This window comes from Hyphomicrobium sp. CS1BSMeth3 (assembly GCF_900117415.1).
Lineage (GTDB): Bacteria > Pseudomonadota > Alphaproteobacteria > Rhizobiales > Hyphomicrobiaceae.
The window spans coordinates 2,547,754-2,570,172 of the sequence record NZ_FPEI01000006.1; the positions used below are offsets into that span (position 1 = coordinate 2,547,754).

Annotated in this window: 20 protein-coding genes; 6 read left to right on the forward strand and 14 right to left on the reverse strand. The window is 65.2% G+C overall.

Translation table 11 applies throughout. From position 1 onward, the window contains the following. Positions 1-239 precede the first annotated feature (239 nt). Positions 240-1,481, forward strand: coding sequence for an MFS transporter (locus CS1BSM3_RS26790; RefSeq protein WP_174263797.1), 1,242 nt, complete (start codon positions 240-242; stop codon positions 1,479-1,481). A gap of 6 nt (positions 1,482-1,487) precedes the next feature. Here CS1BSM3_RS26790 and speB read toward each other — a convergent pair whose 3' ends face one another. After that, on the reverse strand, positions 1,488-2,408 hold the full coding sequence (speB, locus tag CS1BSM3_RS26795) for an agmatinase (RefSeq protein WP_072393323.1): 921 nt from the start codon (positions 2,406-2,408) through the stop codon (positions 1,488-1,490). A gap of 155 nt (positions 2,409-2,563) precedes the next feature. On the opposite strand from speB, the gene CS1BSM3_RS26800 reads away from it, so the two are divergent. After that, positions 2,564-3,505, forward strand: coding sequence for an aldo/keto reductase (locus tag CS1BSM3_RS26800; protein ID WP_072393326.1), 942 nt, complete (start codon positions 2,564-2,566; stop codon positions 3,503-3,505). 53 nt (positions 3,506-3,558) lie between these two features. On the opposite strand, the gene CS1BSM3_RS26805 is transcribed toward CS1BSM3_RS26800, so the two are convergent. Next, positions 3,559-5,367: a glycosyltransferase gene (locus CS1BSM3_RS26805; RefSeq protein ID WP_072393329.1), complete on the reverse strand. Its 1,809-nt coding sequence runs from the start codon at positions 5,365-5,367 to the stop codon at positions 3,559-3,561. 230 nt (positions 5,368-5,597) lie between these two features. Here CS1BSM3_RS26805 and CS1BSM3_RS26810 point away from each other — a divergent pair, with 230 nt between their 5' ends. Further along, on the forward strand, positions 5,598-6,458 hold the full coding sequence (locus CS1BSM3_RS26810) for a transporter substrate-binding domain-containing protein (protein ID WP_143149371.1): 861 nt from the start codon (positions 5,598-5,600) through the stop codon (positions 6,456-6,458). Positions 6,459-6,502: 44 nt separating this feature from the next. Here the strand turns inward: CS1BSM3_RS26810 and CS1BSM3_RS26815 are convergent, their stop codons facing one another. After that, a complete protein-coding gene (locus CS1BSM3_RS26815; protein ID WP_143149372.1) occupies positions 6,503-7,225 on the reverse strand; it encodes a tetratricopeptide repeat protein in 723 nt (240 codons plus the stop codon). Between the two features lie 227 nt (positions 7,226-7,452). On the opposite strand from CS1BSM3_RS26815, the gene CS1BSM3_RS26820 reads away from it, so the two are divergent. Together CS1BSM3_RS26820 and CS1BSM3_RS26825 are read left to right on the forward strand one after the other, a co-directional pair. Beyond that, a complete protein-coding gene (locus CS1BSM3_RS26820; RefSeq protein ID WP_072393339.1) occupies positions 7,453-8,082 on the forward strand; it encodes a PilZ domain-containing protein in 630 nt (209 codons plus the stop codon). Between the two features lie 208 nt (positions 8,083-8,290). Next, the gene (locus CS1BSM3_RS26825; protein WP_244540621.1) at positions 8,291-8,923 is read left to right on the forward strand and encodes a transglutaminase-like cysteine peptidase; all 633 of its coding nucleotides are present in this window, start codon (positions 8,291-8,293) and stop codon (positions 8,921-8,923) included. A gap of 16 nt (positions 8,924-8,939) precedes the next feature. Here the strand turns inward: CS1BSM3_RS26825 and CS1BSM3_RS26830 are convergent, their stop codons facing one another. The 3 genes from CS1BSM3_RS26830 to cysE are packed head-to-tail and all read right to left on the reverse strand — an operon-like array spanning position 8,940 to position 10,642. After that, positions 8,940-9,470, reverse strand: coding sequence for a gamma carbonic anhydrase family protein (locus tag CS1BSM3_RS26830; RefSeq protein ID WP_072393342.1), 531 nt, complete (start codon positions 9,468-9,470; stop codon positions 8,940-8,942). A 23-nt stretch (positions 9,471-9,493) separates the two neighbouring features. Further along, positions 9,494-9,751 (reverse strand): DUF3126 family protein, encoded by a 258-nt coding sequence (locus tag CS1BSM3_RS26835; RefSeq protein WP_072393345.1) that lies wholly within the window; start codon positions 9,749-9,751, stop codon positions 9,494-9,496. A 57-nt stretch (positions 9,752-9,808) separates the two neighbouring features. Then, positions 9,809-10,642, reverse strand: a complete 834-nt coding sequence (gene cysE / locus CS1BSM3_RS26840; protein WP_143149373.1) for a serine O-acetyltransferase — start codon at positions 10,640-10,642, stop codon at positions 9,809-9,811. Between the two features lie 425 nt (positions 10,643-11,067). Here cysE and CS1BSM3_RS26845 point away from each other — a divergent pair, with 425 nt between their 5' ends. After that, entirely contained in the window at positions 11,068-12,864 is a 1,797-nt protein-coding gene (locus tag CS1BSM3_RS26845) for a PHA/PHB synthase family protein (RefSeq protein ID WP_072393348.1), read from the forward strand. Between the two features lie 5 nt (positions 12,865-12,869). On the opposite strand, the gene CS1BSM3_RS26850 is transcribed toward CS1BSM3_RS26845, so the two are convergent. The 8 genes from CS1BSM3_RS26850 to CS1BSM3_RS26885 are packed head-to-tail and all read right to left on the reverse strand — an operon-like array spanning position 12,870 to position 22,417. Beyond that, a complete protein-coding gene (locus CS1BSM3_RS26850) occupies positions 12,870-14,381 on the reverse strand; it encodes a M81 family metallopeptidase (protein WP_072393351.1) in 1,512 nt (503 codons plus the stop codon). 20 nt (positions 14,382-14,401) lie between these two features. Further along, on the reverse strand, positions 14,402-15,403 hold the full coding sequence (locus CS1BSM3_RS26855) for an ABC transporter ATP-binding protein (protein WP_072393354.1): 1,002 nt from the start codon (positions 15,401-15,403) through the stop codon (positions 14,402-14,404). Next, a complete protein-coding gene (locus CS1BSM3_RS26860) occupies positions 15,400-16,392 on the reverse strand; it encodes an ABC transporter ATP-binding protein (protein WP_210188834.1) in 993 nt (330 codons plus the stop codon). Before CS1BSM3_RS26860 ends, CS1BSM3_RS26855 begins: the two co-directional genes overlap by 4 nt. Continuing rightward, positions 16,389-17,228, reverse strand: coding sequence for an ABC transporter permease (locus CS1BSM3_RS26865; protein WP_072393357.1), 840 nt, complete (start codon positions 17,226-17,228; stop codon positions 16,389-16,391). The genes CS1BSM3_RS26860 and CS1BSM3_RS26865 overlap by 4 nt, the downstream gene beginning before the upstream one ends. Positions 17,229-17,243: 15 nt before the next feature. Next, a complete protein-coding gene (locus CS1BSM3_RS26870; protein WP_072393360.1) occupies positions 17,244-18,254 on the reverse strand; it encodes an ABC transporter permease in 1,011 nt (336 codons plus the stop codon). 31 nt (positions 18,255-18,285) lie between these two features. After that, positions 18,286-19,875: an ABC transporter substrate-binding protein gene (locus tag CS1BSM3_RS26875; protein WP_072393363.1), complete on the reverse strand. Its 1,590-nt coding sequence runs from the start codon at positions 19,873-19,875 to the stop codon at positions 18,286-18,288. 23 nt (positions 19,876-19,898) lie between these two features. After that, complete coding sequence (locus CS1BSM3_RS26880) at positions 19,899-20,633, reverse strand: aspartate/glutamate racemase family protein (protein WP_072393366.1); 735 nt, start codon at positions 20,631-20,633, stop codon at positions 19,899-19,901. A gap of 11 nt (positions 20,634-20,644) precedes the next feature. Further along, positions 20,645-22,417, reverse strand: a complete 1,773-nt coding sequence (locus CS1BSM3_RS26885; RefSeq protein ID WP_072393369.1) for a M28 family peptidase — start codon at positions 22,415-22,417, stop codon at positions 20,645-20,647. Between the last annotated feature and the right edge of the window lie 2 nt (positions 22,418-22,419).

A 22,419-nucleotide genomic window follows, 5' to 3' on the forward strand; every position in this document is an offset into this window, starting at 1 on the left:
TGAATCACACTAGCAAGTCTATGGTTCTAGTGTCCTTCTGATTCCGAAGTTCGCTCCGGACGCCAGAATCGAGGTGAGGCGAACTTCGGGATCGGGACACTAGCCCTCGACAGCCTGTCGAGAGTTCTGCGATGATCGATGTGGAATCGCTCCGACCGCCGCGCACCGCCCCGATCCCGCCCGAGCCCGTTCGATCGCCTCTCTGATCGCAAGCCAGGACGATAAAACCGATGGTGGCAATGGCCTCATTCCTGCCGCCAGCTCTGTCGAAGCCGCGCTTCCGCCTCTTCGCAACCGGCCAGGCCATATCGATCATCGGCGGCTGGATTCAGCAGATCGCCCTCTCCTGGCTCATCTATCGGCTCTCGGGTTCCGTCTTTCTGCTCGGCGTTTCAGGCTTCCTCACGCAGATCCCCTTCCTGGTGGTCTCCCCGTTCGCGGGCGCGCTCACGGATCGCGTGCGCCGTGTGCGCATGCTGATCACGGTCAACGTGGTGCTCGCGGTGCTCGCGAGCATCCTTGCCACGATGGCGGCGCTCGGCGTCGACGACGTGCGATTCTATCTCGCGCTCGCGCTCTGCTCAGGAACGGCGACCGCCTTCGAGACACCCGGGCGCCAGGCGCTGCTCTCCATCATCGTCGAGGACAGAAAGCTGCTGCCGAGTGCCATCGGCGTGAACTCCATGCTGTTCAACATGGGCCGGATCATCGGGCCATCCATCGCCGGCATTCTGCTCCTGCGCCTGACGGAAGCCTGGTGCTTCGCGCTCAATGCGTTGAGCTTTACCGCCGTCATCATCGCTTTGATCGCGATGCGCCTCCCCGATCCTGTTCCATCGCGCAAGGACGGAGAGCGGGGAATCGCGCTCCGCGAGACCATCAACTATCTCAAGCAGCATCCCGCGGCGCGCTACCTGCTGCCGACCGTGACTGCCGTCGCGATCTTCGCGCTGCCGTACCAGCACATCATGCCGTCGATCGCGGTCAACTTCTTCGGCGGCAACACCTCGACGCTCGGCCTGTTGATGAGCTCCGTTGGGGCCGGCGCGCTGGTGACGGCAATCGTGCTCGCGATGCAGACGAGCACGCGCGTTCAGCTCTCGCTGGTGCGGTTCGCTCCGTTCATCATTGCCCTAACGCTGATCGCCTTCAGCCAGTCACGCAGTCTGCCCCTCTCCATGTTCCTGCTCGCGATCCTCGGTGGCTCGATCCTGATGACATCGGCCTCCACGAACACGATTATGCAGCAGTCCGTGGAGGACGCCTGGCGCGGGCGCGTGATCGGGATCTATGTCATGTGCTTCATCGGCATGGCGCCGCTCGGCAATCTCCTCACGGGCGCCATCGCCGAGCATTTCGGCCTCGGGCCGGCGCTCGCCTTCAACGGCCTCATGATCCTGATCACGGTCGGCTTCACGCAATATCGCTTCGCGTCCGATCCGACCGCGATGGAACGCCTGAAGACAGATCTCGGGAGCTGATCGACCTCAGCGCGGGCCTGTCCCTGAAAGCGCATAGGACATGATCTTGTAGGCCAGCGCGGCGGCCGTGTAGTCGTAGATGTGGAAGCCGGGAATAGGCGCCAGCTCCACGAGATCGGCTCCCACGATCGTTCCGACCTCCGCGGCGCGCTTCAGGATTGCGAGCGCGTGAAGATAGGAGAGGCCGCCGGGTGTCGGCGTCCCGGTTGCCGGCATGACCGCACCGTCGAGACCGTCGATGTCGAACGTGACATAGATCGGACGGCCCCGCAGATGAGCCGCGATCGCCTCGATGTCCCAGCGCGCCTGGTCCTTACCCCAATAAATGTGCACGCGATCCCGGTGCGCATCGGCAAAGTCCGCCTCCTCTTTCGAGATCGCGCGGATACCGACCGAAACGAGCTCGACATGCGGATGGTCGAGCACGCGGCGCATGGCGGCGGCATGTGAATATTTCTCGCCGAGATAGCCATCGCGCAAATCCGCATGCGCATCGAACTGCAGGACGACGAGATCTTTGTAGCTCGCGGCAAAAGGATTGATGGCGCCGGCCGTGAGGGAGTGCTCGCCGCCGATCACGAAGGGAAAGCGGCCCTCATCCAGCACCTGCTCGACAATGGCTGAGAGCTGCCCCAGCGCGGCGCCGAGCGGCTTCGCAAGCACCGGCTCGCGGATGGCAGAGATCCCATAGTCGAGATAGGCCTCGCGGCGCAGCTCCTCGTCATAGAGTTCGAGCTGGTGGCTGGCAGCAAGGAGTGCCGCGGGCCCTGCCGCCGTGCCGGAGCCATAGCTCACCGAAGCTTCGAGCCCGAAGGGTATCACGACGGCGCGCGCCTTCTCCGGCTGATGCGCGTCGGCCCTGAGCGAATCGTGGAAGCTCTCGGCGGCGGGAAGATAGTCGAGGGGGGCGCGCGAAGTGCGGGTCATGCGTAGATCCTCTGCAGCTCTGAGGTGCGAATAGCTCTTGGCAGAGCGCGCCGCCCGTCGCAACCTGCAAGAGAAGCCAGGATGTGCGACCTGCAGCCTCGCAGCGGCCCCTGCCGCAGGGCGGCCGCCCTTATCCAAGAACGGAAGGAATACTTATGAAGGAACGCAATCTCGGGCCCTCGGGCCTGCGTGTGTCTGTGGTTGGGCTCGGCTGCAACAACTTCGGCGCCAAGCTCGATCTCGAAGGCTCGCGCAAGGTCATCCACAAAGCGCTCGATACGGGTATCACGCTCTTCGACACCGCCGACATGTATGGCAATCGCGGTGGCTCGGAGACGATCATCGGCGAGGTGCTGGGCGCGCGCCGCAAGGACATCGTGCTCGCGACCAAGTTCGGCTGGGAGATGGACGATACCGGCCGGATGCGCGGTGCCTCGCGGCGCTACATCATGAACGCCGTCGAGGCGAGTCTGAAGCGGCTCAAGACCGACTGGATCGATCTCTACCAGTATCACAAGCCCGATCCGCTCACCCCGCTCGAAGAGACACTCGCGACGCTCGACGACCTCGTTCGGCAGGGCAAGGTCCGCTATGTCGGCTGCTCGAACATGCCAGCGTGGCAGGTCGCGAAATCGCAGGAGATCGCGCGGGCGCACAACACCACGACCTTCATCTCGTGCCAGGACGAGTACAGTCTCGTCGTCCGCAATGTGGTCGAGCCGCAACTCGCCGCGGCCATGGAGCATTATGGCCTCGGCCTCCTGCCCTTCTTCCCGCTCGCGAGCGGGCTGCTCAGCGGCAAATACGCGCGCAACAACATGCCGGCGGATGGCCGCCTCTCGCAGGCCCAGCGTTGGGCCGACAAATACCTGAGCGACAGCAACTGGACGAAGGTCGAGAAGCTCGAGGCCTTCGCCAAGGCGCGCGGCCACACGCTGCTGGAGCTTGCTTTCAGTTGGCTGGCCTGCAAGGCGCCGGTCACGAGCGTCATTGCCGGCGCGACGACACCCGCGCAGGTCGAGGCAAATGTGAAGGCTGCCGGCTGGGAGCTCACGGCCGAAGAAATGGCCGAGGTGGACAAGATCACCGCGGCATAGGGGCGATCTCACTTCCCCCTCTCCCCATTGAAGACAATGGGGAGAGGGGATAACTAGCCGTTGTGCTTGCCTGCGCGCGAATGGCCATGCGCAGTCTTCTCCCAGAGATGGGGCGCGGAAATGAGTTGCAGAAGCGCGCGATAGCTCGCCAACGAGATCAGCAGCCAATAGACGGGCATCAGCAGCGCTTCGAGCGACAGCCACCTCCAGCCCCGACGCCATGAGGCAACGGCAGCGGCCAGCATGGCACTCGCATATCCGAGCGCGAAGTTGGCGAGCCCGATCCAGACGAGCACGCGCTCCCATATCTCGGCGTCCGGTGCCAGAAGGTCGCCGCTGAGCGCCAGCCACGCGATCGCGACCAGAACGAACGGATGGACGAGCGCGGAAAGCAGCATCCCGCCCATCAGCACGTGCAGGCCGAGCCATGTCCGCCAGCCGAGCGCCCGCCGGCTGCCCGCCCCGCGCCGCGTGTGCACAAGGTAGGTCTGCATCCACCCCTTGAGCCAGCGCGTGCGCTGCCGGACCCAGCTCCCGAGCGCGATCGGCGCCTCCTCCCAGGTCGTCGTAGGAATTGTGAGCGTGCGATAGCCGGCCCGCGCGAGGCGGAAGCCGAGATCGGCATCCTCCGTCACGTTGTAGGGGTCCCAACCACCGACTTGCTTCAGCCGATCGACGCGGAAGTGATTGGAGGTGCCGCCAAGCGGGATCGGCAGCCCGAGCCGCTGGAGCGCGGGGAGCTGCCCGTCGAAGAGCGAGGCGTACTCGATCGTGAATTGGCGCGCGAGCCAGCCCTGGCGCGCATTGTGGATGCCGAGCCGCGCCTGCACGCAGGCGATCTCGCTCCCGCCCTTCATGAATGTCGCGAGCGCGCGGCGGAGCTGGTCGGGCTCCGGGATGTCCTCGGCGTCATAGACGACGACGTAAGGGCTCTTCACGAGCTCGAGGGCGTAGTTGAGCGCCTTGGGCTTGGTGCGCGGCCCCTTTTCCGGCACGACAACCGGACGGATGTTGCCGGGAAGATCGAGGCCGGCGAGCGCTTCGCGCGTGTCGGTATCGCTGGCTTCGAGGACGAGCAGGATCTCCAGCTTTGCCGAAGGATAGTCGATAGCCGCCATGGCCTCGACGAGATCGGGCACGATCTCGGCCTCGCGATAGAGCGGAACGAGGGCGCTGTAGCGCGGCAATTCCGCATCCGGCACGGACCGAAGCATCTCACCGCCCTTGACACGCCGCTGACGGAGAAGTTCTGCAAGGGCCGCCGTGCGCAGCAGCACAACGCACAAGAATGGCAGTGTGAGGAGCGCCATCACGAACGGCGCGACAATCTCCGGCGCCACGGCGACCCCGCCAAGAAAGAGGCCGGCGACAGCGGCAGCCACGAGCGCCTGCCAAGTCTCGGCGCCATAGCGTGCGGAGGCCCTGGGGTTGGCCCGCCAAAGCCCCTCGATGGCGTGGTCTATGAGCGCGGCCTCGGCCCCCGCCATGTGGATCGCATCGACCTCGCGGCGCGTCGCGAGGACGGGCTGCTGGCCCGTCGGAATAAGCGAGATCCGCTCGCGGATGACCTGCGGCCGCATGGCATAGGCGCTGATCACGACCTCGCCAGCCCCCTGCGTCCGCCCGGGCGTGCGACCGAGCCAATCGATGCCGAGTGCCGCGCCGAGGGCAGCCACGTACTCCCGCTCGTCGATCCAGCCGAGGGCAATCAGCACCTCATGCGGGAGGACGGCCCATTCCACGGCAATGCGCTCGGCCTTGCGGAGCGTGGCGGCATCGATCGCCCGCCCGACGAGAAAGGCGTACTCGCCTGTCGATGCCTCGGCAGAAGCGGCGCGAAGCGGGCCGATCCGCTGTCGCACCTCTCTGAGGCGCGCTAATATGCTGCGCTGTCGGCTCGATTCCCGTTGCGGGGTGCGGTGGCGGGGACGAAGCGCGGTCGAAGCGGTCCTAGGGTCCATGGCTGCAATCACGCCGCGCTTTGGGTGCAGCCTTAGCGCCGCAACCGGAAAAATGAACGACGCGCGGCAAGCTGGAAGGTGAAAGACGACAACGTCGGCTCTCCAGCGGCCCCGCAAAATGAGGAAGCATTGTGCGCAAGTCGATCATAAGTGCTGGGCTGACGAGCGCAATACTGATTGCTGCTCAATTTGCGCTGATGCTGCCTGCAAGTGCCCAGGCCCGGAATGAAACGCCGACCGAGGCACCGAGCATCGCGCCGCCAGCCGGGACGCCCAGCGCCTCGACACGCCGCTTTGCGATCCGCTTTCTGACCGACAGCGAGTTCCCGCCGTTCCACTACTACGACGAGGACGGCGTCCTCACAGGCTTCGACGTCGATCTTGCCCGCGCCATCTGCCTGGAGCTCGGCACGCAGTGTGAAATCCGCGCGCTCCCCTGGAACGAGCTCCTGCCGGCCCTGCGCAGAGGGGAAGCCGATGCGGTGATCGCTGCGCAGCGGATCACGCCGTCGCTGCTCAAGGATTTCGACATCACCGATCGCTATTTCTATACGGCTGCTTGGTTTGCGGGCCTGCGCGGCGGCCAGCGCCAGGCGATCACCCCGGAGCTCCTCGAGCGCCGGCGCATTGCCGTTGCCCGGGGAAGCCCGCACGAGGCGTACCTCAGAACCTTCTTCCGCGAGAGCGCCATCGAAACGACCGAGACGGTGGAGCAGGCCCGTGAGGCCGTCCGGCAGGGCCGTGCCGACCTCGTCTTCGGGGACGGCATCGGGCTCGTGTTCTGGGTCAACGGCTCTCTGTCCCAGGACTGCTGCGAGCTGAAGGGGGGGCCGTTCTTCGAGCCGAAGTTTTTCGGTGACGGCCTCGCGATCACGGTGCCGCGCCAGGATGTCGAGCTCAAGCGGATGATCAACCGGACGCTGGAGCGCCTGCGCCGAAGCGGGCGCTACGAGGAGCTGATCCTGCGCTATTTCCCGAACCGGATTTTCTGAGAACTGCCGATCCGCCGCGACAAGCCCGGCAGCCGGCTACCCGGCTAGATACCCTGCCCGTCGACCTCGCGGGCCAGTTCCTCGGCCATGCGGTCAGCGCCTTCCCAATAGGGATGCACCTCGAGGAGCTGCTTGATGACGCTCAGCGCCCCCTTGGCGTTGCCCGTCTGGCGCCAGATCTGCGCCAAGCCGTCGAGCGCCCGGAAATGGTTCGGCTCAAGGGCCAGCGCACGCCTCAGGTCACCAACCGCGGAGGGCATGTCGTTGCGGGCGAAGTGGACGTAGGCGCGCCGATTGAAGCCCTCGGCATAGTCCGGCGCGATCTGCACGATGTAGTCCAGGAACTTCAGCGCCTGGTCATGGTCCTTGGCGCCCAGGGCTTTCGAGGCGCGCTGCATGAGCAGGTTGACAGTATCGCTGCCGGAATAGGTCCAGAGCCGCTCGATCGTCGCCTGGATCTTCTTCGCCGCATCGGGGGAGTCTGCTGTCGCGAGATGGGCGTAGAGGTCGGCCAGCAGCTTCGATTTTTCGTCGGCAGTCCTCGGCACGCGGTCCATCAGCCGGCCGGCGGCAGGCGCGTCTCCTTCGACCGGCGGTAGCGGCGCGGCTTCCGGTGCCTCCTGGGGCAGGGCAGGCCGGTCCGCGGGCGGCCCAGGCTGCTGCGCGCGCGCATCGACGACGCAAGCCCCCCACGCAACAGCCAGCCCGAGCATAAGGGCAATGACCGTTGGCGGTGTGCTTCGCCTTCCACTGGCTTCAGTGCTCATTGGTTCAGAATACCGTCACGTGATCGGGGCGTCAAAAAGGCCACGCCGGCAGAGCCAATCACAAATGGGTTAACAGGCGAGCGTGCCAAAATGGCGTGCGATTAGCACATCATTAAATGCCCACCCCTGATAATCGGCCTCGAGTTGCGGGATTGGCGCACGCGCCAGTTTCGACGCGGCCCACCGCCTGCTGAACTCGCCATTGTCATGAAGGCAGAAGGATTTCCATGTCGCTCCAATCCGCGTCGCCCACTGCTCAGAGCGGCACGATTGTCAGCCGCACGCCGGCCGACCGGCGCCGGCACAAGCGCGTTGCCCTGACGCTGCTCGGCCGGTTCATGCGCGCGAACAAGCAGGAGTATCCCTGCAAGCTGTCCGATGTCTCCGCTGGCGGCGCCGCCATCATGGCGCCGGTGGAGGTCGAGGAAGGCGAGCGCATTGTGGCCTATTTCGATCAGCTCGGCGGGCTCGAGGGCAATGTCGTCCGGCTCTTCGATGGCGGCTTCGCCATCCAGCTCGTCGCGACCCAGCACAAGCGCGAGAAGCTCGTCGCCCAGCTCACCTGGCTGATCAACCGCAACGAGCTCACCGGCGAGGACGAGCGCAAGCATGAGCGCGTCGCGCCGAACAACCGGGAATCGATGATGAAGCTCGACGAGGGCATCATCATTCCCTGCAAGATCCTGGACGTCTCCATTTCGGGTGCCTCGATCGGCACCGAGGCGCGCCCGCCGATCGGGCAGGAGATCGTTCTCGGCAAGCTGCGCGCGGTGGTCGTGCGCCACCACAAGCAGGGCATCGGCGTCCGGTTCAGGGACATCCAGAACCCGGCCGCTCTGCGCAATCACTTCGACTGAAGGACCATAGGGGAAGCTCGCTGCGCTCCTGCGCAACGGTACTGGTTAGCACAGCGTTATCGCGATGGCGCCAATTCGAGGCAATTGCGGGCCGCATTTGTCTCAAATGCGCCGGGTCGGCTTGGAGGTCGCCTAACGTCTGCCTGCTAGTCTGTTGCTCTCTTGAGGGAGTTTTCAAGTCATGTTGCCGGCGTCAAGATTGCTGTTGGTGGCTTTGACAGGAGCGTTGCTGGCGTCTGCTGGCAGCGTGAGCAGCCACGCGCACAAGCAGGCACCCGAGCCGCGCCAGTCGTCCTACATGCGTGTCTATGGGCCGACCCTCCCGCCTTTCGGCTTCGTCAGCTTCTGCGAGCGCCATCCGGCCGAATGCCGCCAGGGATCCTTCGAGGAGGCCCGTTTCGAGCTGACGGACGAGAGGCGCGCCGAGCTCGATCACGTGAACCGCGCCGTCAACCGGCTCATCGAGCCGGCCACGGACCAGGAGATCTACGGCATCGCCGAGTACTGGACGATCCCCATGTCTCGCGGCGATTGCGAGGACTATGCCCTACTCAAGCGGCAGGTGCTGATGCAGCGGGGCTGGCCGGCGAGCGCGCTGCTGATGACCGTCGTGCGCGATGAGAAGGGCGAAGGGCACGCCATCCTGACGGCGCGGACGGCCAAAGGCGACTTCATCATGGACAACAAGTTCGATGAAGTGAAGCTGTGGCACACGGTCGACTACACCTACATCATGCGCCAGTCGTACATTAACCCGAAAGTCTGGGTGTCGCTCGACAGCCGCGACAGCCGGACGCCAGATCTGCTGGCCGGCGTCCGCAGCGACAGGGCGCGGCGCTAGCCTCGCAGCCGCGCCTCTATTCCTGCGGCTTGAAGGTCGCCGCGTAGCGCTTCCAGCGGGCCATGTAGTCGCGCACGCCGCCATCCACGCGCTTGCGATCCTCTGGGGTCACCTCGCGCGCGACCTTGCCGGGCGTGCCGAAGACGACGCTGTTCGGCGGAATGACCTTGCCTTCCGGGATGAGCGCGCCGGCACCGATCATGGCGCCCTCTCCGATGCGTGCGCCATTGAGGACGATGGCGCCGATGCCGATCAGTGCCCCGCGGCCGATGTGGCAGCCGTGAAGCATCGCCGTGTGGCCGATCGTGCACTCCTCCTCGATGACCATCGGATAACCAGGATCGACGTGAAGAACGCAGTTCTCCTGGATGTTCGAGCGCGCACCGATGCGGATCGGCTCGTTGTCACCGCGGATGACGGCACCGAACCAGATGCCCACCTCTTCCTCGATCGCCACCTGGCCGATGACGACGGCGGTCGGCGCAATCCAGTAGCGGCCGGCCGCGGGAAGCGTGACGGCGTGATCGCCGAGCTTGTAGAGAGGCATTGAGAACTCCAGCCAGCCTGCCGTCAGGCGCCTTCTTCGAGATCGATGTCGAGGATCGTCATGCTGAGCTGGTAGCAGGTCTCGCCATCCTCGAGGTCTTTCGAGACGACGGCGAGAAACTCGCCGCCCACGTAGACCTCCGCCGCATCGACGGCGCGCTGGCGCGCCCGCACCTCGACCGACTTGTTCGAGAGCACCTTGCGCAGATAGGCCTGAAGCTTGTCGAGCTCAGGTTTTGTGAGCGCATTCGCCTTGGACGCGCCCTTGGGTCCCGCCGCCATATATTGCTCCTTTGCCGGCGAGTACGTTCGACCGGTCCCTATCGCCAAGTTACGTTGTCAGCAGCCGCAGTCGCCGGGCTGCAGGCGCTGGTCCATGTTGCGTGCCGGCTCGGGGCATCCGGCCGGACCGACGATGCGCGCGGGCACGCCTGCGACCGTCGACTGAGGCGGCACGTCCTGCAGCACGACGCTGCCGGCCGCCACGCGGCAGCAGTTGCCGACCGAGATATTGCCGAGCACCTTGGCGCCGGCGCCGATCATGACGTTATCGCCGATCTTCGGATGGCGGTCGCCCGTCTCTTTGCCGCTGCCGCCGAGCGTGACGCCATGGAGGAGCGAGCAGTGGTCGCCGATGACCGCGGTCTCGCCGACGACGATCCCCGTCGCGTGATCGAACATCAGGCCCTTGCCGATGCGGGCGGCCGGATGGATGTCGACGGCGAAGATGCGCGAGCTCTGGCTCTGCAGATAGAGCGCGAAGTCCTGCCGCCCTTCGACCCAAAGCGCGTGCGCGAAGCGGTGCGTCACGAGAGCATGGAAGCCCTTGAAGTAGAGAAGCGGCTCGATATAGCGGTGGCAGGCCGGATCGCGGTCGTAGACGGCCGCCAGATCCGCGCGGAAGCAATGGCCGATCTCGGGGCGCGTCCGCAGAACGTCGCCGAAGATCTGCCCGATCAGACCCGCGTCCACGTCGGCATGATTGAGGCGCTGCGCGAGGCGATGGCAGATCGCATCCTCGAGGCGCTCGTGGCTCAGGATGGTCGCATAGATGAAGCCACCGAGGGCGCGCTCGGCGGTCATGACGGCTTCCGCCTCGGCGCGAATGGCCTGCCAGATGGGATCGTAAGCCTCGATCCTGCCGCTCGGAGCGGCGTGCGATGAGATGGCCATGATCACAATTCTCCTTGGGCGCCAAGGTCAAGGACCTGGGCCAGCATCCCCGCGCTCACCCCAATAATCGGGGCGGGCAGAGACCTTAGTATGCAGGTAACTACCGGGGATGCGTTAGTCAATCGTTCGGCTCCCGCGGATTTCCAAGCCACGCGGGATCGAGCGGCGCTGTGGCACCTGGGGAATATTCATATTCTTGAATATGTTACCAGGGCCGCGCTGCCGGGCATCAGGCACACCGCCTGCAGGGTCAGGAGCCAGGCTTGATACGCATCAACGACGATTGATGTCTCTTACGGATAGCTCAGATCTAGTCTGGCCCGTGAGATAGCGGCGGCCTCGCTCGAGTTGGCCCCTCGCCCGCGGCAATCCTTTCGCCGCGGTGCAGCCCGCCGCAATCAGGCACTGAAGGATGCCGCCACACAATGAATATCGAAGCGCGCGCCCCCGAGAAGAGCATACCGGCTCCGGCGCCTCGGGACATCGATAGCGACGGTGAAAGCGAAGCCTACCGCGCCCTGGACCGGACGCGAGAGGCCCTCACTGCGCAGTTCACCGCCGGCATTTCCCCGACCGCGATGTCCCTGGCCCTTTTCGACTGGTGGATCCACCTTGCGACCGCCCCCGGAAAGCGCTTCGAGCTTGCCGACAAAGCCACGCGCAAAGCGGCACGCCTGCTGTCGCACATGGCATCGACATGCACGTGCTCGGACACGCCGCCCTGCATCGAGCCCCTGCCCGGCGACCACCGGTTCCAAGCCGACGGCTGGAGGAAGCCGCCCTTCAGCTACTGGGCGCAGGCTTTTCTTCTGACGCAGCAGTTGTGGCACAGCGTCACCCATGACGTGCCGGGCGTCACGCCGCACAACGAGGACGTCATCTCGTTCGCCACGCGCCAGGTGCTGGACGTGTTCTCGCCCTCGAACCTGCCTTTCGCCAACCCGGAGGTGATCGACAGGACGATCGAGACAGGCGGCGCGAACTTCGCGCAGGGTCTGCAGAACTTCGCCGAGGACGCCATGCGGATCATGACCGGCCGCCGGCCGGTCGGCGCCGAAAACTTCCTGGTCGGCCGCGATGTCGCCGTCACGCCGGGCAAGGTCGTCTTTCGCAATCACCTCATCGAGCTGATCCAGTATTCGCCGACGACCGAGCAGGTCCAGGCAGAGCCGATCCTGATCGTGCCGGCGTGGATCATGAAGTACTACATCCTCGATCTCTCGCCGCAGAACTCCCTCATCCGCTATCTGGTCGCGCAAGGGCACACGGTCTTCTGCATTTCCTGGCTCAATCCGTCCGCCGTCGACCGCGATCTCAACATCGATGACTACCGGCGCCTCGGCGTGATGGCAGCGCTCGACGCCGTCAGCACGATCGTGCCCGATCGCAAGATCCATGCAACGGGCTACTGCCTCGGTGGCACACTCCTGTCGATCGCTGCTGCGGCCATGGCGCATACGGATGACGATCGCCTTGCGAGTGTGACGCTCCTGGCGGCGCAGACGGACTTCAGCGAGCCGGGCGAGCTCGCGCTGTTCATCGACCACAGCCAGATGCGCTTCCTCGAGAGCATGATGTGGAACCGGGGCTACCTGTCCGCGGACCAGATGGCAGGCGCGTTCCAGCTCCTGCGATCGAGCGACCTCATCTGGTCGCGTCTGGTGCGCGAGTACATGATGGGCGAGCGCACGCCGATGATTGATCTCATGGCGTGGAACGCCGACACGACGCGCATGCCCTATCGCATGCACGCCGAATATCTGCACCGGCTCTATCTCGACAACGATCTGGCCGCCGGACGTTTCCTGGTGGATGGGCGTCCCGCAGCCATCCAAAATATTCGCGTGCCGGTCTTCGTCGTCGGCACGGAGCGCGATCACGTGGCGCCCTGGCGCTCGGTCTTCAAGATCCACGCGCTGAGCGACACTGACGTGACGTTCGTGCTGACGAGCGGCGGACACAATGCCGGTATCGTCAGCGAGCCCGGCCGTGCAGGCCGGCACTATCGCATCGCGCTCAAGCGCACTGACGATCTCTGCCTGAGCCCCGAGGAATGGGTGACCGCCGCCGAGCAGCGTCTCGGCTCCTGGTGGGAAGCATGGGTCGGATGGCTCGCCGAGCATTCCTCCAAGGAGCTCGTGCAGCCACCTGCAATGGGATCCCCGCAGAAAGGGCTTGTGCCGCTGGCCAGTGCCCCCGGCACGTACGTCCATCAAGCATGAAGCACTCAGCGCCCGCGCGGCCCGCGTGAGTCCGGCCCGAGCGGCATGAGCCGCACGCCGGAACGCAGGCGCTGGTAGGGATACCTCGCCGAGTCGGCGAGGTGCCCACCGGGCGCGATGCAGACGAGCACGTCTTCAGCGATCGGCTGGAAGTCGCCGCGGAAATGCACCGTGCTCTTGAGACCGAGGATCTTCTGATCCTTGGGCTCGATGCCGAGATGGCGGAACGGCGCCTGATCGAGCGCCTGCATTCGCTTCGTCGTCACGGCGACCTTCACGCCGCCGATGGCGAGCAGCGCCATGGGCCCGAGATCGATGTCGCGATTGCCCGAAACCGGGCCCGACGTGCGGAATTTCCCGTTGCCGAGCGCTTCGACGCGGAAGGTCCCCTCAAAGGGCACGACGCCCTCGGGACCGCTGCGCCCGCCGAGCTTGAGCGTGATCTGCGCGCCTTTGCCGGCCGCGTGCGCGGCCTTGGCAGCCTCCGCGTCGCAGAGATAGCCGAGCACCGCGCCTTCGGCCTTGCCCTCGACCAGCGCGAAGAGCAGGCCCGTGGTGTCGGCGCTGCCGCCGGCACCGGGATTGTCCTGCGTGTCCGCAATAAGGACCGGACGGCTCGCGTTCGCGGCAATTTGCTTCGCCCGCGCCACCGCCTCGGCTGGTGAAAGCACGGGCACCGCGAATTCCGGCTCCTTGAGCACGATGGTGCGCGCGGCCTCGTCGGCGACGCGATCGGCGATCTCCTGCGTCGTTGCGTGCACGACGATGCACGGGCCACACTGATAGAGGTCGGAGGGCGGGAAGCCCGCGAGATAGGCCACGCTGATGACGCCGTCCTGCTTCTCGAGCCGCTGGGTCAGCTCGATGATGCCGCTCGAGGGCTCGACCATCGTGCACTGGCTGTGCAGCGGAATGAGGAAGGGCATCTTGCGAAGTGCGCGGCCTGGCGTGCGGCCGTGCTTCAGCACATGCTGCATGGTGCGGGCAGCACGCACACCCGTCTCGGGGCGGTCGACGTGCGGATAGGTGAGATAAGCCGAGACCGCATCGGTGTAGTCCGTGATCTCGTGCGTGACGTTGGCGTGGTAATCGAGGCTGATGGCGATCGGCATGTCGGGGCCGACGCACGCACGAATGCGGCGAAGCAGCTCGCCCTCGCCATCCTCGAAGTCCTCGCTCACCATGGCGCCGTGCAGGTCGAGGTAGATCGCATCGACGGGCATCTGCTGCGAAAGCTCAGCCACGAGCTCGGCGGCGATGCGCTCATAGGCATCGCGCGTCACCATGCCGCCCGCGCCGCCACTGGTCCACAGCAGCGGCACGATCTCGTGCTCCTTATCCATGACCTCGAGGAAACCCGAGAGCGCGAACGAAATGCCGCTCAGCCATTTCAACACGTCGACGCGGCGCACGAGCGGCGGGCGGTCGCGATGGCTGCAGAAATAGGCGTAGTCCGTCGGCGGCGTGACGAAGGTGTTGGTTTCGTGGTGGAAGCCACCGACTGCGATGCGTGCCATGGCCGTTTCCTCGCTCCTACTCAAGCCGGGGTATCTGCCCCGGTCTCCTCGAGCCGCACACAGGCGGCCGAATGTCGTTCGCCGACCGACCTGAGCGGCGGCCGCGCCTCGGCGCACTTGGGCGCAGCGAACGCGCAGCGCGGGCGGAATGTGCAGCCGGAAACCAGATTGGTCGGTGAAGGCGGGTCACCAGGCAGAGCCGGTGTGTCGTTGAGTGATCCCGGCTCGAGCCGTGGCGCGGCGGCCAGCAGGGCGCGCGTGTAAGGATGCTGCGGTCGCGCGAAGATCTCTTTGGTTGGGCCGATCTCGACAATGCGGCCGAGATACATGATCGCGACTTCCTCGCACATGCGCTCGACGACCGAGAGATCGTGGCTCACGAAGAGGTACGTGAGGCCAAAGCGCTGGCGCAGCTCGTCGATGACGCCAAGCACGGTCGCCTGCACGGAGAGATCGAGGCCGGAGGTCGGCTCGTCGAGAATGACAATGCGCGGGCGCAAGACGAGAATGCGCGCGAGCCCGACGCGGCGCTGCTGGCCGCCGGAAAGCTCGTGCGGATAGCGCGTGCGGAAAGTCGCATCGAGTCCGACGGCACGTAGCATCTCGTCGATGCGTGTGGTGCGCTCGCCCTTGTCGCTGATGCCGTGAATGCGCAGCGTTTCGTCGAGTGCGTGGCCAATGCTCCACCAGGGATCGAGGGCGGCGCCGGGATCCTGGTGCACGTACTGGACCGTCGCGCGTGCGCGGCGCGCCTCCTTGGGCGCGAGGCCCGAGACCACGCGGCCATCGAGGCGCATGGTGCCGGACTTCTCGCGCACGAGCCCCAGCGCGGTCTTGGCGATCGTCGTCTTGCCGCAGCCGGATTCGCCGACGAGCCCCAGCGCCTGCCCGGGCTTGAGTTGCAGGCTCACGCCATCGACGGCACGCACGATCCGCTGAGGCTTGCCGAGGAAAGCCTTCGCGCCACCGAACTCGGTGACGAGATCCTCGATTTCCAGCAACGCTGCGTCGTTCCCGCTCATGCCGCGGCCTCATCGAGATGCAGGACGCAGCGCACGGCATGTCCCGGCTGAGGCGCGACGCGCGGCGGCTGGCCGGCGCTGCACGCGGGGCGCGCACTCGGGCAGCGCGGATTGAAGCGGCAGCCTTGCGGGGGCCTCAATGGCGAGGGCACGGCACCGGGAATGCCGGCAAGCTCCTTCGCGCGCTCGGGATGACAGGCGAGCAGCATCTGCGTGTAAGGATGGAAGGGTGCCTTCAGGACCTGCGCGACCGGGCCCGACTCCACGGTCTGGCCGGCGTACATGACCGTCACCGTATCGCAGAGCTGCGCGACGACACCAAAATCGTGCGTCACGAAGATCATGGAGAGCCCACGCTCGATGGCGAGACCGCGCAGCAGCTTCAGGATCTGGAGCTGTGTCGTCACGTCGAGCGCCGTCGTAGGCTCATCCGCGAGGATGATGCCGGGTGCGGAGGCGAGGGCGGCAGCGATCAGAAGGCGTTGGCGCTGGCCGCCCGAGAACTGGTGCGGATAGCGGTCCAGCGCGTGCTCGGCATCGGGAAGCTGCACGGCCTTGAGCAGCGAAATGACGTGCGCCTTCTTGGTCTCGCGCGTCGCCTTGCTGTCACCGGGTGTTCGGACCGTCTCGAGGAGCTGTGTGCCGACACGAAAGACGGGGTTGAGTGCCTGGAAGGGATCCTGCGGGATGAAGCCGATGGCGCGCCCGCGCACATCCTTCTGCAGCGTGTCGGCAGGGAGGCCGAGCAGATTGCGCTCGCCAAGCATGATCGAGCCATGGGTCGCGCGGCCACGCTTCGGCAGAATGCCGAGGATGGCGCGGATGAGCGTGGACTTGCCGCAGCCCGACTCCCCGACGACGCCATGGATCGAGCCCGGCATAAGCGCGAGGCCGGCGTTGTCGAGAATGCGCGCCTCGCCTTCATCCGTGCCGACCGAGACGGAGAGGTCGCGGATCTCCAGTACGGGAGCTGGCTTTTCGAGCATCATCGCGAGCGCCTCAGCCGAGGATCGACGAGATCACGCAAGCCGTCGCCGAACAGGTTGAAACCAAGCACCGTGATCAGGATGGCAAGGCCGGGGAACGTCACCGCCCACCAGGACTCGGGCAGATACTCACGGCTCTCGGCGATCGCGAGGCCCCAGTCGGGGCTCGGCGGAGCGGCGCCGATGCCAAGAAAGCCGAGCACGGCGGTCGTGAGGATCGTGAAGCCCATGCCGATCGTCGCGCGTACGATGATCGGCGAGGCGACATTGGGGAGCACGTGCACGAAGAGAATGCGCGAGGTCGAAGCACCGAGGCCCTGCAGCGCCTCGACGAACAGCGCATTGCGCACACGCCGGACCTCGCCATAGACCGTGCGGCAGAAGAACGGCCAGTAGGTGAGTGCCAGCGCCGCCATGGCGCTTTCGAGACCGCGCCCCATGAGCTGAGCAATGGCGAGCGCGAGAATGAGCTGCGGCACGGCGAGGAACACGTCCGTGACGCGCATGATGATCTCGCTGCCCCAGCCGTTCGTGTATCCGGCATAGAGGCCTGCCGGCACGCCGATGACAATGGCGAGCGTGACCACGGTCAGCGCGACGAGCAATGCGCCGCGCGTGCCCATGACGACGCGCGCAAAGACATCGCGGCCGAGGTTGTCCGTGCCGAACCAGAACTCAGCGGACGGCGGCTTCAGGCGGTCGATGATGTTTCCGAAGTACACGGCATCGGCGTCCGCCACGATGAGCGGCGCGAACGCGGCAATGAGGCAGACCACGCTGATGATCAGCAGCCCCAGCACCGCCGGAATGTCGCGCAGGAATTTCTTGAGAATGAGCATTGTTTCGCCGGCCCCTCAGAGGTTTTCGGCGACACGTGGGTCGAGCATGGCGTGCACGACATCCACGATGATGTTCACGATCGCATAGATCACGCCGACGACCAGCGTCACAGCCAGCACGGCCTTGTAGTCCGACGTGAGAATGGCGCTCACCGCATAGGAGCCGACACCCGGCCAGTCGAAGATGGCCTCCACCGCGACCGCACTCGAGATCAATGCACCGAACAGGAGGCCGATCTGCGTCGTCGCCGCGACGACCGAATTGCGCAGCACGTACACCCAGATGATGCGCTTTCTCGCATAGCCCGCCGCTTCGGCGTAGTGGACGAAGTCCTTCTGCATGGTCTCGAGAACGCCTGCACGTGTGAAGCGCGCGATCGAAGCCAGGCCGCCGAGCGAGAGCGTGAAAGCCGGCATGACAATGTGCTTGAAGGAGGCCCAGAACTGATCGAAGCGCAAGGTCAGCAGGCTATCCACCAGATAGAGGCCAGTAATGTCGGTCGGCGGCGGCACGCCGTCTGGATAGCGGCTTCGGAGCGGCAGCCAGCCAAGATCCATGGAGAATACGATCTGCAGGATGATCGCGAACCAGAAGGAGGCTATCGCGAGCCCGCCGACGGTTATTATTCGCATGGCGTGATCGAATGGCGAGTTGTGCCAGACAGCCGCCATGGTCCCGAGTGGTATGCCCACTATGGCTGCGAACAACAGCGATACGAACGTCAGCTCGATTGTTGCCGGCAGCCGCCAGGCGATATCGCTCGCGACCGGCCGGTTCGAGATGATCGAGTTGCCGAGATCGGCGCGCGCGACCTGGCCGACGTAGATGACGAACTGCTTCCAGAGCGGCTCATCGAAGCCATAGGCCTTGCGTACGGCCGCGATCTGCTCGGTCGTCGCGTTCTCACCTGCAAGCGCTGCCGAGGGATCATTCGGCAGCACGCGCAGCATGATGAACGTGAGCACGAGCAGTCCGAACAGAGCCGGAAGCGCCAGCAAAAGCCGGCCCAGGATGAACCGCGTCATCGCTCGTCTGATACTCCGAGTTTGGCCCGCATCAGCCCGTCAGCGAGATGATGCGGAAGTTGGCACCCGATCCCACAGGCGTGAACTGGAAGCCCTTCACGCGGTTGGAGAGGCCCCGCAGCTCGATCGTATTGTAGATCCAGATGTCGGCAGCTTCGGCGACGACGATGCGCGAAGCCTCCTCGTAGAGCGCCGTGCGCTTGGCCTGATCCGAGAGGCGGCGCCCGTCGCGCAGAAGGCTGTCGACCTTCTCGTTCTTGTACCAGCAGGAAGCCTTCCACGTGCCGTGGAAGGAGCTGTCGTACATCTGGCCGATCCAGTTCTCGGGGTCGACGAAGTAGGTCGATACCCAGTGCACCCACATGTCGGGCGTCGTCTCGGGCTTCGCCGTCGAGGCGACGAGCTGCGGCCAGAGGTTCGGCACGATGTTGAGCGTGACGCCAATGCGGCGCAGGTCCTGCTGAAGGATCTGTGCGGCCTGCGTCGTCTGCGCCAAGTGCTGCTGGATATGGATCTCGATCGGGCGGTCGATCGGCGCCCCCTCGGCCTTGGCCTTGGCGAGCAGCTCTTTGGCCTTGTCCAGATTGTACTCGTACGGCGTCAGGTCCTTGGGCGCGCCCCAGAGATTGGCGGGGGTCGGCCCCGCGTTGCGGACGGCATAGTCCTTGAGCACGCCGCTGATGAAACCCTTGTAGTTGAAGGCGTAGCTCAGCGCCTGGCGATAGCTGACGTTGTCGAAGGGCGCCTTGCGGTTGTTCATGCGCAGAACCATGACGCGCATGGACTGATCCTGCGACACCGTCGCGGTCTTCGACTTCATGACGCGCTCGACCTGATCGGTCGGCAGGTAGCTGTCGGTGGCGTCGATCTCGCCTTTGATCAGCGCGTTGATGCGCGTCGTGGTCTCGAGAATATTGCGGCGGCGTACGACCTCGACGGGCTTCGCGTTGTGCCCCCAGCCCTTGAAGTGATTGGGATTGCGCTTGAGATCGGCCTGCTGGACGGGACGGTACGTCTCCGCATCGAGAACGTAGACGCCGGATCCCGCCGAATTGGACGAGAGCCACGCCGTGCCCCAGTCGTTGTCCTTCACGTTCGGCTCGATCACGCGGCGATTGAGGACCGCGACGAGCGGGATTGCCGAGAGGAACGGCACATAAGGATGCTTGAGCTTGAAGACGACTGTCGTCTTGTCCGGCGCAGTGACATTGGAGGGATCGAGGACGGGCAGGAAGGCAGAAGCGGCGCCGCGCTTCAGAGTGAGGAGGCGCGCGAAGCTCCACACCACATCTTCAGCGGTGAGCGGGCTGCCATCGTGGAACTTGACGTTGTCATTGAGCTTGAATGTCCAGGTCAGGCCGTCCTCGCTCACCGTGTGGCCGGTCGCGAGCCAGGGCACGAGCCTCGGCGGATTGCCCTCGTACGCATAGAGCGTGTCGTACACGTTGGACATGTAGCCCTGCATCGGTACATCGAAGAGGGCGTGAGGATCCAGGTTGCCGGGGAGCTGATCGGCCCAGATCATTTCATTGGGCTGGCGCTGAGCGAGCGCGATGGGTGACCCGATGACAACGGTCGCGGCGGCAGCGCCGGTCCCCGCGAGGAATGTTCTGCGCTTCATAACTTTCCCTCCAACTCAAGAGTTCATGAAAGGTAGGTTTTTTCGGGAGGCCGCGGCCACGCCGTCCGTGAGTGCGCAATGCCGAGATCGAGCAACGTCTCGGCGGTCTTCAACGCCGCGAGCACGGGGCTCACGACAGGCGCCGACAGCCGCTGCGAGAGCTCGCGCTCGACGCCCATGAAGGCCATGCTCATGCAGCCCATGACGAGCACGTCAGCGCCGTCTTCGTCGATGCACCGCCGACCGGTCGCGACAATGCGATCCCAGGCATCGTTCCCGCCGCGCGCGAGATCGACAACCGAAACGCCCACGCCACGCACGGAAGCCAGGCGCTCGCTCAGGCCTTGCGCGCGCAGGCGCGGCGCCGCGCGCTTGGCACCACTATCGAGCGGCGAGAGGATCGAGTAGCGCTCCCCGAGCTGCAGGGCGAGCGTTACGGCCGATTGGCCAGGCCCGACGATCGGCATGGTGACGGTCTCGCGGATGGCATCGAGACCTGGATCGGAGAAACAGCCGACGATACCGGCACTGGCGCCCTCGGCCTCGGCCTTCTGCAATCCCGCCATGAGGTGCGGCGTGACCATGACGGCATCGCGCTCACTCTCGATGGATGGATAGCCGGCCGGCACGCTTTGCACGGTGATCTGCGTGCCGGCTCCTGCATGGCGCTGGAGATAGTCGCGCCGCCGCTCCATCTCGGCCACGCCGAGCGTCTTCTCCATGGGCGCGACGAGCTGGTAGACGATGCGACGGGCCATGACGCGGCTCCCTACTTCATCTGCGCAAGCGTATCATCAATCAGCGCAGTTGAGTCCTGCAGAGCATCGGCGACCCTGTTGCGAGCCCGCACCATCTTCGTCTCGAGCATCCAGCGCTGCTCCCCGTCGGGCAGCTTCGAGAGCTCGGTGAGATCGTAGAGGCAGGGGATCATCGTCGTCTGCGGCGTGTAGCCGTACGGATCGTGGCCGTACGTACCAATTGCCGTCGACTGCAGGGGCACGAGAATGCGCGAGAGCCGCTTCATCGCCCGGTTGAGAAGCTGCGCTGCTGCCTCGGAGCCGCGGCCGCTCTTGAACTTCTCGGCTTCGGCGCTCGCTGCAGCATCTATGCGCCCCGCCGCGTCGTAGAATTCCTTGGCGCGAATGGCGGCGCCATCGAGCCCGACGCTCTTGCCGGGCTCCTTGAACTCCTCGAGACGCGCGATGACCTGCTCGGCAACGGGCACGAAGCGGAACGGCAGCACGGGCGCCGTCGTCAGCTCCCACAGATAAGCCGCATAGAGCCGGATGTGCTCCTGCATGTGCTTCCAGTCCATCTTGTCGAGCCGGTTCTCGATGGAGTGATGCCACCAGCCGAGCGTTGCGTTGGCGGTTGCGGCCAGCTCCTCGTCGGTGAAGCCGCCTTCGCCGTGGAACATCGGAATACCGATGCCGAAGAAGCTGGAATCGCCCGTTTTTACGGCGCGCTTCCACTTGAACTTCTTGGTCAGCAGATCCTTTTCGATGCCCTGGTGGAAGGCCTTGAGCTCGGCATTGGAAGCGGTGTTCCAGAGTGTCGTGCCGATGAACGCCGGCTGGTCGATCTGCAGATAGGCAACGCAGTTCTTGCGCAGATCATCCCAGTTGCGGTCGGCAAACCAGGCCGAGCCGGCCATCGTGCCCGTCTCGTGCGCCGTCCAGAAGCCGAAGGTGATGCCGCGCCGGAGCTTGTCGCGGTGCTGCATGAAGACGCGCGCGAGCTCCATCTTGCAGGCATTGCCGGCGGCGTTGTCGGTTGCGGCTTCGCCGGGCCAGCTATCCTGGTGGCCGCCGACGAGCACGAAGTCATCCTTCTCCGCCGAGCTGGCCGGTGCCGGCAGACGCGCGATCGTGACCTGGATCGGCCGCCAACCGTTCTCGATGTGCGTGCGGAACCAGACCTTGACGGGGCCCTTCTTGGCCATCTCGCGCAGTTTGAGGCCGGCCGTGCGGGCAATGCCGATGCAAGGGATGGTCGGCATCTCGGTCTTGACGTTGTCCGGTGTCGGGTTGCCCCAGACGGGCTTCACGGAGCCGAAGGGAACGGCCTCGTTCTCCGGGTGCCCCCAGTTCATCATGACGGCGCCGATGGCGCCCTTCATGCCGGCGATGCGCTGCTTCTCGTGGCGCGCCGGCGAGTAGGACAGCTCCGTGAGGATGATCTTTCCGCGCGCGTCCTTTCCGACGTAGTCGGAGAAGGCCCCGCCGCCGACGTCGATGATCTCACCACGAAGGCCGTCCTCGGTCGTGTTGATGCTGTGGCCAAGCGTATTGGCCTGAATGGCAATCTCGGTCGGGCTCTCGACCCGGAACTCGGCGTGCTCGGGGAATGAGACGACGGCCGGCAGCTCGTGCATCACGACATCGGTCAGCCCGTTGGCCTTCATGGCATCGCGGCTGTATTCGGCCATGCGGCGACCATTGGCGCTGCCGGCGGCACGGTGGGGGATCTCGGTAACGATTTTCTCGACGTGTGCCCGAATGCGATCTGCAGAGACCTCATCCATCACTTTTGAGCCCGACATTG

Bases quoted from the DNA above. Each gene is read 5' to 3' on its own strand.
- CS1BSM3_RS26790 (WP_174263797.1), top strand. From the start codon at position 240: ATGGCCTCATTCCTGCCGCCAGCTCTGTCGAAGCCGCGCTTCCGCCTC.
- speB (WP_072393323.1), bottom strand. From the start codon at position 2,408: ATGACCCGCACTTCGCGCGCCCCCCTCGACTATCTTCCCGCCGCCGAG.
- CS1BSM3_RS26800 (WP_072393326.1), top strand. From the start codon at position 2,564: ATGAAGGAACGCAATCTCGGGCCCTCGGGCCTGCGTGTGTCTGTGGTT.
- CS1BSM3_RS26815 (WP_143149372.1), bottom strand. From the start codon at position 7,225: ATGAGCACTGAAGCCAGTGGAAGGCGAAGCACACCGCCAACGGTCATT.
- CS1BSM3_RS26820 (WP_072393339.1), top strand. From the start codon at position 7,453: ATGTCGCTCCAATCCGCGTCGCCCACTGCTCAGAGCGGCACGATTGTC.
- CS1BSM3_RS26830 (WP_072393342.1), bottom strand. From the start codon at position 9,470: ATGCCTCTCTACAAGCTCGGCGATCACGCCGTCACGCTTCCCGCGGCC.
- CS1BSM3_RS26835 (WP_072393345.1), bottom strand. From the start codon at position 9,751: ATGGCGGCGGGACCCAAGGGCGCGTCCAAGGCGAATGCGCTCACAAAA.
- cysE (WP_143149373.1), bottom strand. From the start codon at position 10,642: ATGGCCATCTCATCGCACGCCGCTCCGAGCGGCAGGATCGAGGCTTAC.
- CS1BSM3_RS26845 (WP_072393348.1), top strand. From the start codon at position 11,068: ATGAATATCGAAGCGCGCGCCCCCGAGAAGAGCATACCGGCTCCGGCG.
- CS1BSM3_RS26850 (WP_072393351.1), bottom strand. From the start codon at position 14,381: ATGGCACGCATCGCAGTCGGTGGCTTCCACCACGAAACCAACACCTTC.
- CS1BSM3_RS26855 (WP_072393354.1), bottom strand. From the start codon at position 15,403: ATGAGCGGGAACGACGCAGCGTTGCTGGAAATCGAGGATCTCGTCACC.
- CS1BSM3_RS26860 (WP_210188834.1), bottom strand. From the start codon at position 16,392: ATGATGCTCGAAAAGCCAGCTCCCGTACTGGAGATCCGCGACCTCTCC.
- CS1BSM3_RS26865 (WP_072393357.1), bottom strand. From the start codon at position 17,228: ATGCTCATTCTCAAGAAATTCCTGCGCGACATTCCGGCGGTGCTGGGG.
- CS1BSM3_RS26870 (WP_072393360.1), bottom strand. From the start codon at position 18,254: ATGACGCGGTTCATCCTGGGCCGGCTTTTGCTGGCGCTTCCGGCTCTG.
- CS1BSM3_RS26875 (WP_072393363.1), bottom strand. From the start codon at position 19,875: ATGAAGCGCAGAACATTCCTCGCGGGGACCGGCGCTGCCGCCGCGACC.
- CS1BSM3_RS26880 (WP_072393366.1), bottom strand. From the start codon at position 20,633: ATGGCCCGTCGCATCGTCTACCAGCTCGTCGCGCCCATGGAGAAGACG.
- CS1BSM3_RS26885 (WP_072393369.1), bottom strand. From the start codon at position 22,417: ATGTCGGGCTCAAAAGTGATGGATGAGGTCTCTGCAGATCGCATTCGG.